The sequence below is a fragment of the Rheinheimera aquimaris genome (genome assembly GCF_020531985.1).
GTDB lineage: Bacteria > Pseudomonadota > Gammaproteobacteria > Enterobacterales > Alteromonadaceae > Alishewanella > Alishewanella aquimaris.
Window position 1 is genome coordinate 306,952 of sequence record NZ_JAJAVQ010000003.1, and the last position, 15,951, is coordinate 322,902.

The 15,951-nt window shown below is 46.6% G+C and carries 15 protein-coding genes and 5 tRNA genes; 1 reads left to right on the forward strand and 19 read right to left on the reverse strand.

The window, feature by feature from the left end:
- Positions 1 to 9 precede the first annotated feature (9 nt).
- The 3 genes from LHL18_RS10530 to LHL18_RS10540 all read right to left on the reverse strand — a co-directional run bounded on the left by LHL18_RS10530 (position 10) and on the right by LHL18_RS10540 (position 4,478).
- Positions 10 to 1,218, reverse strand: a complete 1,209-nt coding sequence (locus LHL18_RS10530; RefSeq protein WP_226767051.1) for an SIR2 family protein — start codon at positions 1,216 to 1,218, stop codon at positions 10 to 12.
- 127 nt (positions 1,219 to 1,345) lie between these two features.
- Positions 1,346 to 2,737 carry a restriction endonuclease subunit S gene (locus LHL18_RS10535; RefSeq protein WP_226767052.1) on the reverse strand — a complete coding sequence of 464 codons (1,392 nt, stop codon included), beginning with the start codon at positions 2,735 to 2,737 and terminating at the stop codon, positions 1,346 to 1,348.
- Positions 2,727 to 4,478, reverse strand: coding sequence for a type I restriction-modification system subunit M (locus LHL18_RS10540; protein ID WP_226767053.1), 1,752 nt, complete (start codon positions 4,476 to 4,478; stop codon positions 2,727 to 2,729). Before LHL18_RS10540 ends, LHL18_RS10535 begins: the two co-directional genes overlap by 11 nt.
- A gap of 172 nt (positions 4,479 to 4,650) precedes the next feature.
- Here LHL18_RS10540 and LHL18_RS10545 point away from each other — a divergent pair, with 172 nt between their 5' ends.
- Positions 4,651 to 4,836 carry a hypothetical protein gene (locus LHL18_RS10545; RefSeq protein WP_226767054.1) on the forward strand — a complete coding sequence of 62 codons (186 nt, stop codon included), beginning with the start codon at positions 4,651 to 4,653 and terminating at the stop codon, positions 4,834 to 4,836.
- Between the two features lie 26 nt (positions 4,837 to 4,862).
- On the opposite strand, the gene LHL18_RS10550 is transcribed toward LHL18_RS10545, so the two are convergent.
- The 16 genes from LHL18_RS10550 to tolA form a co-directional block, all read right to left on the reverse strand.
- The gene (locus LHL18_RS10550; protein WP_226767055.1) at positions 4,863 to 5,252 is read right to left on the reverse strand and encodes a hypothetical protein; all 390 of its coding nucleotides are present in this window, start codon (positions 5,250 to 5,252) and stop codon (positions 4,863 to 4,865) included.
- Entirely contained in the window at positions 5,249 to 6,841 is a 1,593-nt protein-coding gene (locus LHL18_RS10555) for a hypothetical protein (RefSeq protein ID WP_226767056.1), read from the reverse strand. Before LHL18_RS10555 ends, LHL18_RS10550 begins: the two co-directional genes overlap by 4 nt.
- Positions 6,838 to 7,794, reverse strand: coding sequence for a toprim domain-containing protein (locus LHL18_RS10560; protein WP_226767057.1), 957 nt, complete (start codon positions 7,792 to 7,794; stop codon positions 6,838 to 6,840). The genes LHL18_RS10555 and LHL18_RS10560 overlap by 4 nt, the downstream gene beginning before the upstream one ends.
- A gap of 10 nt (positions 7,795 to 7,804) precedes the next feature.
- On the reverse strand, positions 7,805 to 8,020 hold the full coding sequence (locus LHL18_RS10565; protein ID WP_226767058.1) for a helix-turn-helix transcriptional regulator: 216 nt from the start codon (positions 8,018 to 8,020) through the stop codon (positions 7,805 to 7,807).
- 108 nt (positions 8,021 to 8,128) lie between these two features.
- Entirely contained in the window at positions 8,129 to 9,007 is an 879-nt protein-coding gene (locus tag LHL18_RS10570; RefSeq protein ID WP_226767059.1) for a hypothetical protein, read from the reverse strand.
- Between the two features lie 6 nt (positions 9,008 to 9,013).
- Positions 9,014 to 10,231, reverse strand: a complete 1,218-nt coding sequence (locus LHL18_RS10575) for a tyrosine-type recombinase/integrase (RefSeq protein WP_226767060.1) — start codon at positions 10,229 to 10,231, stop codon at positions 9,014 to 9,016.
- 207 nt (positions 10,232 to 10,438) lie between these two features.
- Positions 10,439 to 10,528, reverse strand: a tRNA-Ser gene (locus tag LHL18_RS10580).
- Between the two features lie 115 nt (positions 10,529 to 10,643).
- Positions 10,644 to 11,702 carry a quinolinate synthase NadA gene (gene nadA, locus LHL18_RS10585; RefSeq protein ID WP_226767061.1) on the reverse strand — a complete coding sequence of 353 codons (1,059 nt, stop codon included), beginning with the start codon at positions 11,700 to 11,702 and terminating at the stop codon, positions 10,644 to 10,646.
- 70 nt (positions 11,703 to 11,772) lie between these two features.
- Positions 11,773 to 11,848, reverse strand: a tRNA-Lys gene (locus LHL18_RS10590).
- A gap of 22 nt (positions 11,849 to 11,870) precedes the next feature.
- A tRNA-Lys gene (locus LHL18_RS10595) sits at positions 11,871 to 11,946 on the reverse strand.
- Between the two features lie 18 nt (positions 11,947 to 11,964).
- A tRNA-Lys gene (locus LHL18_RS10600) sits at positions 11,965 to 12,040 on the reverse strand.
- Between the two features lie 27 nt (positions 12,041 to 12,067).
- Positions 12,068 to 12,143, reverse strand: a tRNA-Lys gene (locus tag LHL18_RS10605).
- Positions 12,144 to 12,289: 146 nt separating this feature from the next.
- Positions 12,290 to 13,087, reverse strand: a complete 798-nt coding sequence (gene ybgF, locus LHL18_RS10610) for a tol-pal system protein YbgF (RefSeq protein ID WP_134056413.1) — start codon at positions 13,085 to 13,087, stop codon at positions 12,290 to 12,292.
- Positions 13,088 to 13,114: 27 nt separating this feature from the next.
- Positions 13,115 to 13,636 carry a peptidoglycan-associated lipoprotein Pal gene (pal, locus tag LHL18_RS10615; protein WP_226767062.1) on the reverse strand — a complete coding sequence of 174 codons (522 nt, stop codon included), beginning with the start codon at positions 13,634 to 13,636 and terminating at the stop codon, positions 13,115 to 13,117.
- A gap of 43 nt (positions 13,637 to 13,679) precedes the next feature.
- On the reverse strand, positions 13,680 to 15,026 hold the full coding sequence (gene tolB, locus LHL18_RS10620) for a Tol-Pal system beta propeller repeat protein TolB (protein WP_134056417.1): 1,347 nt from the start codon (positions 15,024 to 15,026) through the stop codon (positions 13,680 to 13,682).
- 2 nt (positions 15,027 to 15,028) lie between these two features.
- Positions 15,029 to 15,946, reverse strand: coding sequence for a cell envelope integrity protein TolA (gene tolA, locus LHL18_RS10625; protein ID WP_134056419.1), 918 nt, complete (start codon positions 15,944 to 15,946; stop codon positions 15,029 to 15,031).
- Positions 15,947 to 15,951 lie beyond the last annotated feature (5 nt).

The window sequence follows — 15,951 nt, forward strand, 5'->3', positions numbered from 1 at the left end:
TTTATACTCCTAGACCTTAGCTTTACCGGTCGCGCAAGCGACTGCGAATTTAATCAAATCTTCCAATTGAGAGTGATTTTGCGTGCCGCAATCATCAATGGCAACTTGATACCAAATAGGGTGAATTTTTGCGTTAGCTAGCAAGTCTTCTTTCTCAAGCTTTTTCTGGTGATCAAAGGGATCCGGTAAAAAAGCAAAATGTGTCGGAATATCAAATGCTTTTGAACTCACAACATCAATAAAAAGTTCTAATGTTTTATCCGCCTCTAAGCTACAACCAAGGAAAAGAAGCGAATGGCTGATGAAAATTTGTCTTAATACTTTTGCTAAAGGCTTGGTGTAATCTAGTTTTTCTTTACCATATGCATCTTCATATTGAGCTTTAGAAAAAATATAAGTTTCAGGCGCATTATAATTTCCATGCAACTTTAATATACACCGCTCCCCCTGTATCAATTTTGAGGCAAATTGATTTTGTGACTGAGTACCATACATGTAACCTTCAATAGAGCGGTTTTTATCTATGTATAGCCTTTCAATCAAATTATCAAAGTTAGTCGTAATAATACAACCATCGCTTAATTGAGGAAGCAACTCTAGTACACCAAAAAATTTTGGCACCTTAGAGCCATCAAATGTATTAAATACAAAACTCTCAAATTGCGTTTTATTTTTATCGTAGATTAACTGCGCAGCTTCTAGAAAGTTACATTGAGCAATAAGACTTTTGACATCATCAAGATAATGAAGGGCTGGAAGCATCGCTCGCTCATCTGATTTTGAAGTGCCCTCAAGTTTAGTTACCAAATTATTTAGCGCCTCTCCCCATAAAGGTAATTTATAAGGATATGACACACCAGCTCCCACAAATGGTGCTGTGCGGTTACGCTTTATCGACTCAACGAGTCGATAAAAAAGGTTGATTTGATCACTTTTCTCCAAATACTCTTTGGTCAAAAGGTATTCATCAGATACCTTTTGGCCTTCCCATCGATCCAATTCATCTAAATATGCAATAGGATCATGCCAAAAAAGAACATCGCTTGGATCTACAAAATATTCACTTTTATCACACTCAAGGCCAACACCATTGAACTTTAAAGGTTTATCGCCATTCAATGCCTCATGAAATTCACTATTTTCATTATCTAGTTCTTTTTTCACTACATCTTTAAATTTGTGAACTGCTGATGCTAATCCCTCATACTTATTGGACATTATATATTCTTCCTTGATATTTCAGGATTTTGAAAGTTGCTCCACTGGCGGGTAACATCAAAGCTTTTCTTTGGGTTTTCACTATTCCAAAGAGGTATTTTTCCCCAGTAAGGAGTTGTTGAAGTTATCATGCAACAACCTCATTCATTACATTTATTTCACCTGAAAGTAATTTTGGCAGAAGTGTGTCTCGGGTCTTAGCTAGTTCCTCATTCTCAAGGCGAGCCTGATGCGCTTTTTTCAACATAGCACCTGTAATCTGCCAGAACTTTTGTGCAATATTCTTTGTAGGGAATACACATGGAGTATCAGCAACAACTTCAGGTTTAATAGCAGGGTATGCTCCACCATCAGCTAAACGTGCATATTCATCGATAGCGTCATCATTGGTAATAGCAAGATAAACAAATGAGGTCCAAAACTCCTCCTTGGGCGATAACACTGCAAAGCCAGTACTGCCTGTAAGTGGTTTCTCTGTTTCACCAATAAATGCAAAAGCTCGGTTTCCCGGACGCACAGTGCCAATAATGGTATCACCAGAGTTCAAAATTCTTCTAGCTCGTGATGGTGCTTCATCGAAACCATAAGTAGTAACCGTCTCTATTAGACCATTCTTTGTGTTCGAGAGGTCAACATAGTGAACCTGCTCTGGCTGGTTTTTCTTTGTCCATGAGTTTGCATTGAGTTTAGCGATATCTGCGATAACACCTGAATTCCAACCGGCGGGGGTGCCGGTTTCACTATCTAGATTTTTAGGAAACAGCGCGGCGGTTTTGGCAAGTTTGTTAAAAGCCCCAGGATTAGTGGCTTTTAAAGTGTTCAGCTCATCAAGGGTTTTGGCAGAAATAACACTCATTGCAGCGAGTTCTGCATCGTCAGCGCTGCCACCCGCTGCCAAGGTTTCAATTTTGGCTTTGACCGGATCAAAATCAACAAACCAGCTTTTGAAGATGGCTTGCGCGATTTGCTCTAGGGTTTGGTTTGCTTGGGTGTTGAGGTCTATTTTGTCATCAATAGCTTTCAATATGCCGACAATTCTATCTTGCTCCGACCTAGTTGGAGTTGGGACAGGAATTTTTTCAACCACTGCTCGTGGGGCAATGTTTAGCTGAACAGCACCTTGTGAAGCGTTTAAAATCTCTCTCTGCCCTTGTTGAGAGGTTAAAAAATAATACAAAAAATGAGGTGTGATCTTATCAACATCAGGCCTCAATACTAATAGTGCTTGACTAATAATACCCTTAGGATCTTTCTTTTCGATTATTGATATCCTGCCTACGGTGCCCGAGCAACTTATAATCAAGTCATTTTCAGACACAGTGAAACGTTTTAACGATTGATATTTCTCATCGTCAATGAAATATCTAAATTCCCGTATTCCTGATATTGCGTGTTGTTGTTCGTATACAGGTACGCCAGTATCCTTGAGCTCCGCTCTTTTTAGAGATGAACCAAATGGGCCTCTTAAATAACCCTTATCTTTCAATAGGTATTTCAGCTCAATTGAATCAAAACTCATAACCAATCCCCGCTAGATTATCCTTAATCGCTTTTTCTAATCGGTCAGACTCTTCAAACTGAGATTTTAATTGCGCGGTTAATCGCTGCATTTTTTCTGGGAATGGCTCCGCATCTTTCTCTGCATCGGCTGCGCCAACATAGCGCCCTGGCGTTAATACATAATCATGCTTTTGCAGGTCTTCCAGCTTGGCGCTGAAGCAAAAGCCTTTTTCATCTTGGTAGCCAGTACCCGATTGCCAAGCGTGAAAAACATCGGCAATTCTTGCAATATCATCATTGGTAAAGTCGCGCAGCACACGGTCTTTCATAAAACCGAGGCTGCGGGCATCAATAAACAGAGTTTCACCACGGCGATCACGTTTACCTTTTTGACCCGGTGAGGTGCCGCCTTTTTTGTTTTTGGTTAAAAACCAAATGCAGGCAGGGATTTGCGTATTAGTGAATAGCTGCCCTGGCAAGGCCACCATACATTCGACTAAATCAACCTCGATAAGCGCTTTACGGATCTCACCTTCGTTGTTGGTGTTGGAGCTCATCGAGCCATTAGCGAGTAATAGCCCCATAGAGCCGTTATCGTTAAGGTGGTGCAACATGTGTTGTATCCAGCCGTAGTTGGCATTACCTTGCGGTGGAGTACCATATTTCCAGCGAATATCGCCCTCCAGTTTGGCGTGCCACCAGTCTTTGATATTAAACGGCGGGTTGGCCATCACAAAGTCTGCACGCAGGTCGGGGTGTTGGTCATCTAAGAAGGTATCGGCGTTCTTTTTGCCAAAGTTAAAGTCGATACCACGAATAGCCATATTCATGGCAGCCAACTTCCAAGTAGTCGGGTTGCTTTCTTGGCCGTATACGGAAATATGCTTTTTTTGTTCGGCGGCGTTGTAGTGCTTTTCTTTTGCGTGCGCCTCAATAAACTTGTCGTTACTCACAAAAAAACCACCTGCACCCATTGCCGGATCATAGACTCGGCCTTGGTAAGGCTGGAGCATCTCAACTATCAGCGTAACGATACTTTTCGGGGTGTAATACTGCCCACCTTGTTTACCTTCCGCCAAAGCGAATTGCCCAAGAAAGTATTCGTAGACGTGACCCAAAATATCTTTACTGTGTAAATCTAGCTTTTCGCCGTTGTATTCAGGGTTGCGAAAGCTGGTATCAGAGAACTTATTAATGAGTTCGATTAAATTAGGGTTGTCTACTTCATAACGACCGATGCGAGGAAGAACGCCCTTAAGCTTTGGGTTGGCAAGCTTGTCACCGATTTTATAAGTTTCGATTGCTTCTAAAGCATTGTCGATTAGCTTAGAAATAGAGCTGAGCTTAAAGCTATCTTTTTCACCATTAGGCCCGTCGATTTCTATATCTGTGCCAATTGGCAGAGCTGCAGTACTTTTAAGAAAGTCCCAACGTGACTGTTTTGGCACCCAGAACACGTTTTTTTCTTGGTAGTATTCGTGCAGTTCTAACTCTGTATTTACTGCTTCGTTGTATTCTTCTTCAGAGTTGTAATCTTCACGCGGCATAAAATAGATGTTGTCGTCGCTATTGTCCTGAGTGAACAACTGACGTAATTCCTGTTGGCGCTCTTCAAAGGCGTCTGACACATACTTTAGAAAAATGATCCCTAGCACTACATGCTTATAGTTGGCGGCATCGAGGTTGTTACGTAACCGATCGGCTGCCGACCACAACTTCACATCGAGTTCTTTTAAAAACTGCTGTTCTGAATTATTCATGTTCTTCCCTAAAATAAACAACAAACCACACAGAGTTCACCAATTAATCACTCTGGCATTAAATATCAGTAATTTAACGCATTTAGAAACAAAGGGGTAGTTGTGATTAGCCTTAGTTAAACCCTGTTATACCGGCAAACTTGCTACACTGTAGCCAGACACGGGAGGTGTGATGACAATACATATTAGTTATGAAGAGCGCATGGCATACCTGCATGCACTAAAAACCCGCCAGGCTACGCCGGCATCCAGCGCTGCCTTTCGCAAGATCTTGCAGCATGCGAGGCAGCTAGCTGATGCTTGCCTGCCGGTGCAACTGGAATTGTTTAAAGATATTCCAAACAAAAAGCGGGTTTAAAAGTCAGGTTTTATAAGGTTATACACTTACGTACGTAAAGTCCTTAACCAGGTATTCGCAGCCTTAATACCTGCGCCAGCTTTTTGATGTTCAACCGCAATAATGGCTGCCGCTTGTTGCCATACCGCGCGATATTGCGCCAGCAGTTGCAACTGTTGATAACGGTTGTGCTGCTCTAGCTGCTGACAAACAAAACGTATATCTTCGTAAGTTGCCCCAAGCCCTTGTAGCAGGGAGGGCACGATGTCTGTTGTATCTGTATAAATAAGCCAGTTAAGTATATTGGGCTGCTCTAGTTCGGCTTGTTGCAATAGCGCAAGCGGCACCGCAGTGCCAAACAGCTTTAGCGTTAACGGCGGCTGCAGTGTAATGCTGCAGCCATGTTGTGCCAGTGCAGCAACGATAGCGGGGATCATTGCTCGTCCTTTGGCGATGCAGTGCTACTGGCTTGAGATAAATTGTTAGTTGATGTCGTGCAAGTCGTCATGTCTTGCTGTGGGTTTGCTGCTACGACATCACGACATGCACGACTTGGTAATATGTCTTTTTTTTCAATGCGCCATTTTACGTGGCTGCCCACCTTACCAAGCGAGCGGCATTCAATGCCAAGCTGACGCAGGGCTGCACCCGAACGCCTGAGTGTGTCGCCAAGCCCCTTGGCAGTTTTTGGCCAAGCATCCGTTCCGTAGGGTTTAAACGCACTTAACGCCAGCATAATGTCTGACAATGGGCATTCGACGACGGTACTTTTTTCCATCAGTGCCACCACAGCTAAACACACGGGGCTAGCTTCAATAGTGCGGCCGATAATATCTTTACGCTCTTCAATAAACCGCTGCAGAAACAAGTCGGCATCGCCGTACAGGTGCTCTGTAATTGCCATGCCCAACAAGCAGAATTCAATTAACCGCGGGCGGTTTTCCTCGGGAAGCGTTATGCCAGGTATATGCTTAAGCGCAGCGCATGCGATGTCCAGCAACGCGCCGAATATTGCAGGCCATGCCTGTAAAAACAGGTCGCGTTGCTCTCGTTCAATGCTGCGAGTTTTAATTACTGGGCATTCGATACTAATGGTGCGGTCCACTAAGTCTTGCTGGGTAACGCAAGCAGATATACCGTTTATTAACCAGGGCCGTTTAACATTGATCACATGCTCGTCGCTGTCGCTATAAAGCTTGCGTTTTGCATACCCTGCCCCGGTTGTTAGAACGCATAACGTGTCTTGCATGCCGCTGGGCAAGTGGCTTAGGTTTTCATACGCAACAACATGGTTAACGCCTGCGGTAACAAAAATATCCTCATTGTTTTTCGGTGCGCTGCGTAAGTTACATGAGCTGGGGTCAATAAGCCGGCGAGCAATATCAGCCGTGGTACTTTTACCGCTGCCCTGCTCGCCAATAAGCTCTAGCCCGGGGTAAACCGTGTCCGGCCGCCAGGCATCAATAACCCAGGTCACAAATAGCCAGCGTTGCGCCTGCGGGATATTGCACACTTGCCAAAGTATGTTTAAATTGCCACCTGCTTTAGGTTCAGGCAGCGCCTGCATGGCATCGGTGCGCACAAAGTCGACTGGGGGTTCATTTATCAGTTGCCAGCCCGCTGCCCCCCAACGCACTGCCCGCGTGCTGTTGCTCTCGCATAAATCGATATAGTAATCGCCCGCATGCTCGGCAACCCGGCAATGTACGTCGCGTCTTTCGCGCTCACAGCGCGCTATAGCGCTAAGCTGGTTTATTACCTCGGTGAGGTTTTGCGAACGCAGGGCTTTGTCGAAAGTGTGATGAAATGCCGCAGATAAATAGTCCTTAAACGCCTGGCTGGTTAAACGCCAGACATAGCCATTATTAAGCCGCTTGGCATAACACACCTTGTTGGCATCATGGAACAATTCAACCTGCTCCAGTGCAAAACTCAATGCGATGTCGAGCTGAGATTTACGCTCTTCCGTTTCAACCTCAGCTGCAGGCACTAGCTCAAGTGGGGGTATTTTTAGGGTATTGCTCATTCGATACCCCCATGCTGCAATAACCAAAGGTACAAGTCGCTGAAATCCGTTAGATCCAGCGGTGCATCTTCAGGCCATTTTGGTATAAACATCGAACAGCCCATCGCTTGCTGTGCCTGTTGCGCATAGTACATACCGGGGTTACCGGTGGTTTTACGATCGTCATCCGGGCAGATGATAAGCTCAATGCCTGGGTAGCGCGCACAAATTGCCTCGGCTACCGCTTTTAAGTTCATCGCAGACATGGCACAGAACACCGGCATGCCATACCACTTATGCAAGGTGGCGCCGGTTGCCCAGCCTTCGCATAGCATTATTTGGGGTGCATCGTTTATGTCACCAAAGCGGTAGTAACACCCTTTTACTTTGCCATTCTTTAAAAAGCGCTTGGCGCCACTTGGCAATATGCGCTGCAGGTTCACTAGCTGGTCACCTTGATACAGCGGGATAAGCAGCTCATTATTGAGCGTGCGCAGGTCAAAGGCTGGTAAGTGCTTCTTAACCAGATAAGCGTTATCTTCTGGTGCAGGCTTTGCAAAAGCCCAAATACTTTGCGCAGCTAACGCGGCCAATTCATTGCGGGCTGCAGTATCCGCATGTTGCTTTTTACTCTGCTCGATAAGTAATTTTCGAAATGGTTTAACGTTTTTAAAATCAGGTTTTCTCAGGTCAATGTAATAGTTCTGCCCATAGCGCCAGCTGCCAAACACAGCAAAACTGCCGGGCTGCGGATAATATGCGTACCAGCACGCCTGGTTGCCAGGTCGGCCAGTTGGGTCGTCTAAACGGTGAATCAAGCCGTCGGCAATAAACTGATGATCTACCGGGCCAAACACCCGGGCAAACGCATTAGCCAGGCTGTCACTCTGCACGATGGTTGCTGGCTGCTTACTGTTGCTAAGCGCTAAGCGGCTAAAACTATTTTTGTTTAGTTTTGAATGATTAAAAGACATAGCCGACCCCCTATGCCTGATCATCATTGGCGGCAGCACGACGCTGCTCAATCCATTGGTCTATGTCAGACTCCAACCACCCCACACTCTTGCCTCCAAGTGAAATGGATTTAGGAAAGGTACCGGCATTGATGCGGTTATAAATGCTGGCTTTGCACAAGCCAACCTTATGCTGCAGCAGCGGCATGCGTAAGATACGTGGTGGAACGTAGTTTAATGTTTTCATTGATAGCCCCCGATGGCTTGGTTTGGAACACGGGGGCTATGTTGAGGAATTTATCAGAGCTAGTGGCGCGGTTAACGGGAATTATCTTCTTATCTGCGCGGTTAACTCTTAACCGCGTTGTTTCTCTCGCTTTATTTGTACTTTTAACATCAACTCTTCAAATGCTCTTTGTGACATTATATTGGCATCGATACTTGGTTCATGTTTCAGAAATCGCTTCTGCAAATCTGCATACAACCTTGTTGATTGATTTAGTAGTGGGTCATCGTACTTATATACCAACTGTAATAACCCATAGATAAGTTCAGCGACAGTGCCCGTTACTCTCTCACTTATTCTTGGTTCATTTTCAAATTCTTTAGCTTCACGCTCAACTTTAAATTGCTCATCTGCAACGTCAGACGTAACGAAAACTTTTTTACCAGTGAGGTGTTCATAAACTTTAACTATCTCGCTTTCAAAAATAATGATCTGCTCAATACCTAACGAATACTCAATTCTGATATATGTTTCTGACAGCCCCCTCATTAGCAGCCCACCGAGTGCATAAAGCTGAGTGAGCGAAACCTTTGCTTCGCCGAAATATATCGTTCTCAAATCCCATTCATTTATTGCCCAAAAACCCTTTACAAAGGCAGGAACGTTTTTTTCTGAGAGCTCTTCGCTTTCCCGACTAGTCTCTTCCAGCACAAGGCTGTCCAAAGCTAAAATTCTCTCTTCGAATGAATAACCAAACCTGAAGTAAGTATGTGAGCCATAGCTACTGAACTTGAAGAACTCTTTCATTCTCTTAAGATTTTCATGCGATATATGAAAATTCGATGCTGTTACACTGTCATAGAAAACATGCAGCCGAATATTCCGGGACATTGCAAAATTTAGAACATCATCTACCTCAACTTGGCAGTCAGTAAATTGATTTAGCAATCTTACGGCTCTGTCTAGCCTGCAAAACTGAAAAGGAACCTTGAATTCTTTTTTTGCCATGAAAAACTATCCAAATTTTGCGTTAATTACATTACCAGAAAGCGCCGCAGCTTTAAGCTCATCCAGGTAATCTGCCCAGCGTTGCATCATTTCAAAGCGCTGCGGTAGGTGCTTGGTGCGGTTATATGCCCGGCCGTTGGCATCTTTAACCGAATGCGCCAGCTGTTGCTCTATCCACTCCACCCGGTAGTTCATAACTTCGTCCAGCAAGGTTCTAGCCATGGCTCTAAAGCCGTGTGCTGTCATATCGTCATTGCTGTATCCCATCGTTCTTAACGCCACCCTGATGGTGTTCTCGGACATAGGCCGGCTCATGCCGCGGTTTGAGGGAAAGACGTATTTGCTGTAACCACTGATGGGCTGCATCGACTCGAGTAACTCGATAGCCTGAGTACATAAAGGAATGATATGTTGCTGCTTGGTCTTTTCAGCGATGATCTCAATTCGCTTCTCGTCCCAATTTACGTTTGCCCACTCTAACGTTCTAAGCTCTCCTGGCCGGCAAAACCATAGCGCTGAGCACTTAAGAGCGGCCTTAACCGTGTAAGAAGCATGGTAACTATCAATGGCCAGCATTAAGCCGCCAACCTGTTTAGGGTCTGTAAGTGCGGAGAAATGGCGTTTCTTCGGTATTTGCAAAGCCCCTTTTAAATCGGCTGCCGGGTCGTGCTGAGCCCTCCCGGTGATGATGGCGTAACGAAATACCTGGCTGGCGGTTTGCTTGGCACGCCTGGCGGTTTCAACAATGCCTTTGGCTTCCATCTTACGCAGCGTATCCAGCAGCATAAGCGGGGTAATCTCTTGAATAGGCTTGCGGCCAATAAAGGGAAACAGATAGTTGTTTAGCATGCTACGGGTGCGAACTTTGTGGGTTTCACTTTTTTCCTGCATGCGTGCAGCAAACCACTCGTTAGCGATCACTTCAAAACTGTTCTCGGCGGCAAGAACACTGCTGTACTTCTTAGCTTGTTTCTCTGCTGAAGGGTCGATGCCCTTAGCCAGTTGATTACGTGCGGCGTCGCGTATTTCACGCGCATCTTTCAAACTAAGATCCGGGTAGGCGCCAATTGCCAGCGCTTTTTCTTTACCATCAAAGCGGTATTTCAGACGCCAGAGTTTGCCACCGGCCTTGGTGACCAATAAGAACATCCCGCGCTCATCACTGAGCTTGTAGTCTTTGTCTTTTGGTTTGGCCTTGTCAACCTGAAGCACTGTTAATGGCATAGCATTCCCCTGAAGCCTTATGCAGCGTGGCCTGAAGCGGCTATTGGGGGTATGCAGTTTCACACTTTGGCTATAAACCCCCAATATACCCCCACAATGTGGTGGTACTGGTTGGTTTAAGATAGACCAGTTTAAACTTAATGCCAATAAAAAACCCCGCAATTACGCGGGGTTATGGACCATTTTAGACTTGGTCAGTCTCGAATCTGGCGGAGAGAGAGGGATTCGAACCCTCGTTAGGGGTTAACCTAAACACACTTTCCAGGCGTGCGCCTTCAGCCACTCAGCCATCTCTCCGGAACTTGCGTTGCAAGCGCGGCTATACTAGGGAAATTCCCCGCCTGCTGCAACTGTTATATCGAAAAGCCGGTTGTTTCTGCCGGAATTTTCACCACAGCCTAGCCTTTGGCGATCAGGCGTTACCTTTAACCTGCTTTTTAAGCTCCGCCGCGAACCCCAGCATCCGATTTAATGGCACCAACGCTTTTTCGCGAAGTGCCGCATCAACAAAAATCTCATGCCCCGTAGTATCGGTTAATGCCGCTTCTATCGCTTTTAAACCGTTCATTGCCATCCAGGGGCAATGAGCGCAGCTGCGACATGTGGCGCCGTTACCGCCGGTTGGAGCTTCAATAAAGGTCTTATCCGGCATCTGCTGCTGCATCTTATAAAAGATGCCCTTGTCGGTTGCGACGATAAAGGTATCGTTTGGCAGTGTTTGGCTGGCTTTAATCAACTGGCTGGTAGAGCCTACCGCATCGGCTAGCTGCACTACACTATCAGGTGATTCAGGGTGTACCAGTACTGCAGCCCCCGGATATTGCTTTTTAAGCTCTATCAGCGCGTTGGCTTTGAACTCATCGTGTACGATGCAGGCTGCATTCCACAGCAGCATATCGGCGCCGGTTTGCTTTTGTACATAAGCGCCTAAATGCTTATCCGGGCCCCAGATAATTTTTTTACCCATGCTATCGAGGTAATCCACTACGTCTAAGGCTATAGATGAGGTTACCACCCAATCTGCGCGGGCCTTAACCGCAGCAGAGGTATTGGCATACACCACCACAACCCGATCAGGGTGCGCGTCACAAAATGCTGAAAATGGCTCTGCCGGGCAGCCTAAATCTAACGAGCAGGTGGCTTCCAGCGTCGGCATTAGTACGGTTTTATTCGGCGTTAAAATTTTTGCCGTCTCGCCCATGAACTTAACACCGGCGACAATCAGGGTTTTCGCCGGGTGTTCGTTACCAAAACGGGCCATTTCTAAGGAGTCAGATACACAGCCACCGGTTTCTTCCGCTAGCGCCTGAATTTCAGGGTCGGTGTAATAATGGGCTACCAGCACAGCGTCTTTTTGCTGTAACAGCTTTTTAATACGATCCTTGTAGGCTTGCTTGTCATCGCTGCTTAATGGCAGCGGCTTTTTAGGGAAGGCAAAATCTTGCTCTGTGAAATACAACGCTTGTTCCATAGGGCTCACCCGCTGGCTTAAAAGGGCGGCTATTATAGCGCTGCGTGTTGGTAAAATACAGAACATTGCATGGTGGGTCATGATGGATTCGAACCATCGACCAACGGATTAAAAGTCCGCTGCTCTACCAGCTGAGCTAATGACCCATGCAGGAAAAACGAGAATAAGTGGTGGGTCATGATGGATTCGAACCATCGACCAACGGATTAAAAGTCCGCTGCTCTACCAGCTGAGCTAATGACCCAAACAGGTGGTGTCGAAGTGGTGGGTCATGATGGATTCGAACCATCGACCAACGGATTAAAAGTCCGCTGCTCTACCAGCTGAGCTAATGACCCACTTCGATAACTTTAGTTTGTGCGCTTTGGTGGGTCATGATGGATTCGAACCATCGACCAACGGATTAAAAGTCCGCTGCTCTACCAGCTGAGCTAATGACCCCCACTGCGGACGCATATCTTACTGATTTACGGCTTTTGTGCAACCAAAAAGTGTTAAAAACCGGCTGATACTGGTCTGACTGCTCAAAATGCCAGCGGATGCTAACATCTTGTGCACAGAAAAAACCCGGCTAACGCCGGGTTGAGTTACTTAAGTGCGTCAATCCTGTCTTGCGCCAGTTTCGCTGATGTCGCAGTTGAATGCTTATCAACCAGCTGACGGTAATACCGCAGGGCTGCGTCTTTTTGGTTCTCGCGCTCGGCCACCTGACCTAATTTCAGTAAGGCGTCGGCAACTTTATTTGACTGAGGAAAATTATTCACTACCCGCTCAAAATGCGTTTTTGCCTTGGCAAGTTCGTTATTGTTAAACAATAACTGGCCTAACCAATAATGAGCATTAGGTGCATAACCTGAATTGGGGTAGTTTTGAATAAAGTTCTCGAACTCCGGAATTGCCGCTTCATAGCGCCGGTCTTTCAGCACCATGTTGACAGCTTTGTCGTACGCGTCGTTCTCAGAAACATCGCTGGAGTAGCTAGGCGTCGCCACAGGCGTGTCTACCGGCATCACAGCTGCATTGTTATTAGCAGTTGGCTGCTGGATAGCACTGACCCGACGGTCTATTTCCTGATACAAATCGCGTTGGCGTTGCAGGATTTCGTCAAGCTGATACGTATGTGTTTCAGTTACCCCCCGCAACTCACTTACCTCATCCAATAAGGTTTGTAATTGCTGTGCCATACGAAGCTGGGCCTCGGTACGGGCTTCCACAATACGCTCCAGCGTCGTCAGACGCTGCTCCAGCGAGCCGGATGGCTGCGCCGCAGTCATGGAAGTAGAGGAAGCGCGGTTACGATTAATATCAGTAACAGGCGCAGGGTTAGCACTAACACCGGTATGAACCAGTGTCAGTGCAGCGAGCAGAGTATATTTAACAGTCATGCGTATCAATACAGTAATTAGTCTGGATTAGTAGACTAACACTGCACGACGGTTTTTAGCAAAACCTGCTTCAGTACGTGACATATCAACCGGCTTCTCTTCACCGTAGCTAACAGTAGAGATTTGGCCTGCTGAAACGCCTACGTTTTGCAGATATTGCACAACAGCCTGAGCACGACGCTCACCCAGTGCGATGTTGTACTCTGGAGTACCGCGCTCGTCTGAGTGGCCTTCAATTGTTACACGTACGCTTGGGTTAGCAGTTAAAAATGCACCGTGCGCCTGCAGAGTTTCGATGAACTCAGGACGTACAGTAGCTTTGTCGAAGTCGAAGTAAATGGTGTTTTCCTGGCGCAATGCTTCCAGTTTCTGACGCATTTGTTCTGCTGGGCTCATTACCTGCTCAACAGTTTCAACCTGTACAGTCTCTTGCGGCATGTTTGATGTGTCCGCGCCTGACTGATCAGTAGATGAAGTTGAGCTACAAGCAGCCAAAGTCAGCACTGGTAATGCAATGAATAAACCTTTTAACACTTTATTTAATTTCATGATGTTGTCCTTAGTATTTAAATGTAATAACTATCTTGCTTTTCTATAAAAACGGCGACCACGCCGGCGATTTAACCTGTCCTTCGACTGCCGGCAGTCGTGCTTTAAAACGACCATCCATAGAAACCAGTGCTAACACCTGCGTTGAACCGTGCATGGTGCTGTATATGATCATCGAACCGTTCGGCGCCACACTTGGCGACTCATCCAGATTAGTCTTGGTAAGCACCTGCAGAAACCGGGTCTGACGATCCATTTTTGCGATACGGTACTCACCGCGGATGCGGTTGACCATCACCACCGAATTACCATCCGGTGTATAAGAGCCGGCCAGATTCATTTCACCTTCAAAAGTTAAACGTCTGGTCGTACCCGTTAACAAATTTACGCTATAAAGTTGCGGATTGCCACCACGCTCAGAACTGAACAACAGTTCCTTGCCATCCGGAGACCACGAAGGCTCGGTATCAATGGCGCGATGATTCGTTATCCGCGTTAACGCTTTAGTGGCAATATCCATGGTGTAAATCTCGGTGTTACCGTCTTTGGACAATACCATCGCCATCTTTCTACCATCCGGTGACCATACAGGCGCACCGTTAATGCCTGGTGTGCTGCTAAGCATAGTACGCCGGCCAGTGTAAATATCCTGAATATAGATTTGTGACTGACGTTTCTCAAAAGTTACATACGACAGTTTAGTCCCATCCGGTGACCAGCTCGGAGACATCAGCGGCTCTTTTGAGCGCAGCAGGATCTGCTCGTTGGCTCCATCATAATCTGCAACCACTAGCTGGTAAGGGAATTCCAGTTTGCGATTAACCAGCACATACGCAATTTTTGTCAGGAAAGCGCCGCGCTCGCCCGTTAGCTTTTCATATACAATATCGCTAATGCGGTGCGCATATTGACGGAACTGGCTGCCATTAATCGTTGTTTCGCGGCTATCCAGAATATGCTCGTTACTGCCACCTAAACGACCGGCATTTAAAGACTGACGGCTGGCGGCATTACTGCCTTTTAATACATCAATAAGCTCAAAACTTACGGTGTAGCGGTCAATACCAATTTCAGTGATCTGGCCGATAACAATGGCTTCTACCCCTTCACGTGACCAGGCCGCATAATCAATCTGTGCTGCGCTTTGTGGCCGCTGCGGCATTTTGATACTTGCCAGCGGACTGAACTTACCACTGCGCATTAAATCAGCTGCGATCACTTCATCCAGACGCTGACTGGGTAAGGTTGCGCCTTTAAAAGTAAAAGGTAAAATAGCGACCGGCCGAGCCGAGTCTATACCTTCTGTAATAACAATTTCCAAAGATGCCTGAGCCTGCGCACTTAGCACCGCGACGAACAAAAATAAGGTATTTCGAATAAATTTAAACATAATCAAAGTTCTGGGCTTACCGTTAAGTTAATGTCTTTTAACTGGTTATACACATCCGGGTCTGCCGATACCGGCAAAGTCCCCGCCCGATTTACGGCCCTGACTGTTGCATCACACACCGTTTGGTCACCGCTTATCACGCCAACCCGCGTTACAAAACCATTACTTGCCAGCCGTATATTTATGCGGCACGACTTTCCTCGCATCCCTTCATCAACCAGCAAGTTGCGCTGAATGGCATCACGGATGAGTGCCGTGTAGCGCTGCACCTCTGTCGCCGCTTGCTGAGCTCTTGCTGCTGCCCGTGCCTGGGCTTCTTTTGCCATTTGCTCTTGCATTGCACGTTCCTGCTCGGCCCGCTGTCTTGCTTCTGCCGCTTTACGCTCACGTTCTGCGGCAGCTTTTTCTGCAGCTTCCTGCTCGGCTTTGCGTTTTTGTTCAGCAGCTTTAGCTGCCTCTTCGGCTTTTTGGCGCTCCTGCTCTTTCGCTATCCGCGCCTGTTCAGCCTGCTTAGCTTTAGCATTTTCCTGCTCCTGGCGCTTTTTCGCTTCAGCCGCCGCAGCTTTCGCTTTTTGCGCTTCGGCATCAGCTTTGCGTTTTTCCTCAGCCACCCGCTTCAAGCGTTGCTCTTCCGCCGTACGGTTTTGCTCAGCCTGAGCTGCTCGGCGCTCCAGATCGCGAATTCGCTTTTCTTCTGCCGCTTTAGCCGCATCACGCTCGCGTTGCATTTGCTGCACGCGTTCATTCAGTAGTTTCTCGTCCACCGCCACGGCTTCAACCGGCGCCTGGCCCTCAGATTGCAAACTTACTGTCACCATCTCAGGCTTGCTGGAAAAGTCAGCACCAAACACCAGCAACACCAGTATAGCCAGATGTAAGCCAAGTGATTTTGCCAATGATGGTTCTATTACCACTGCCATATCAA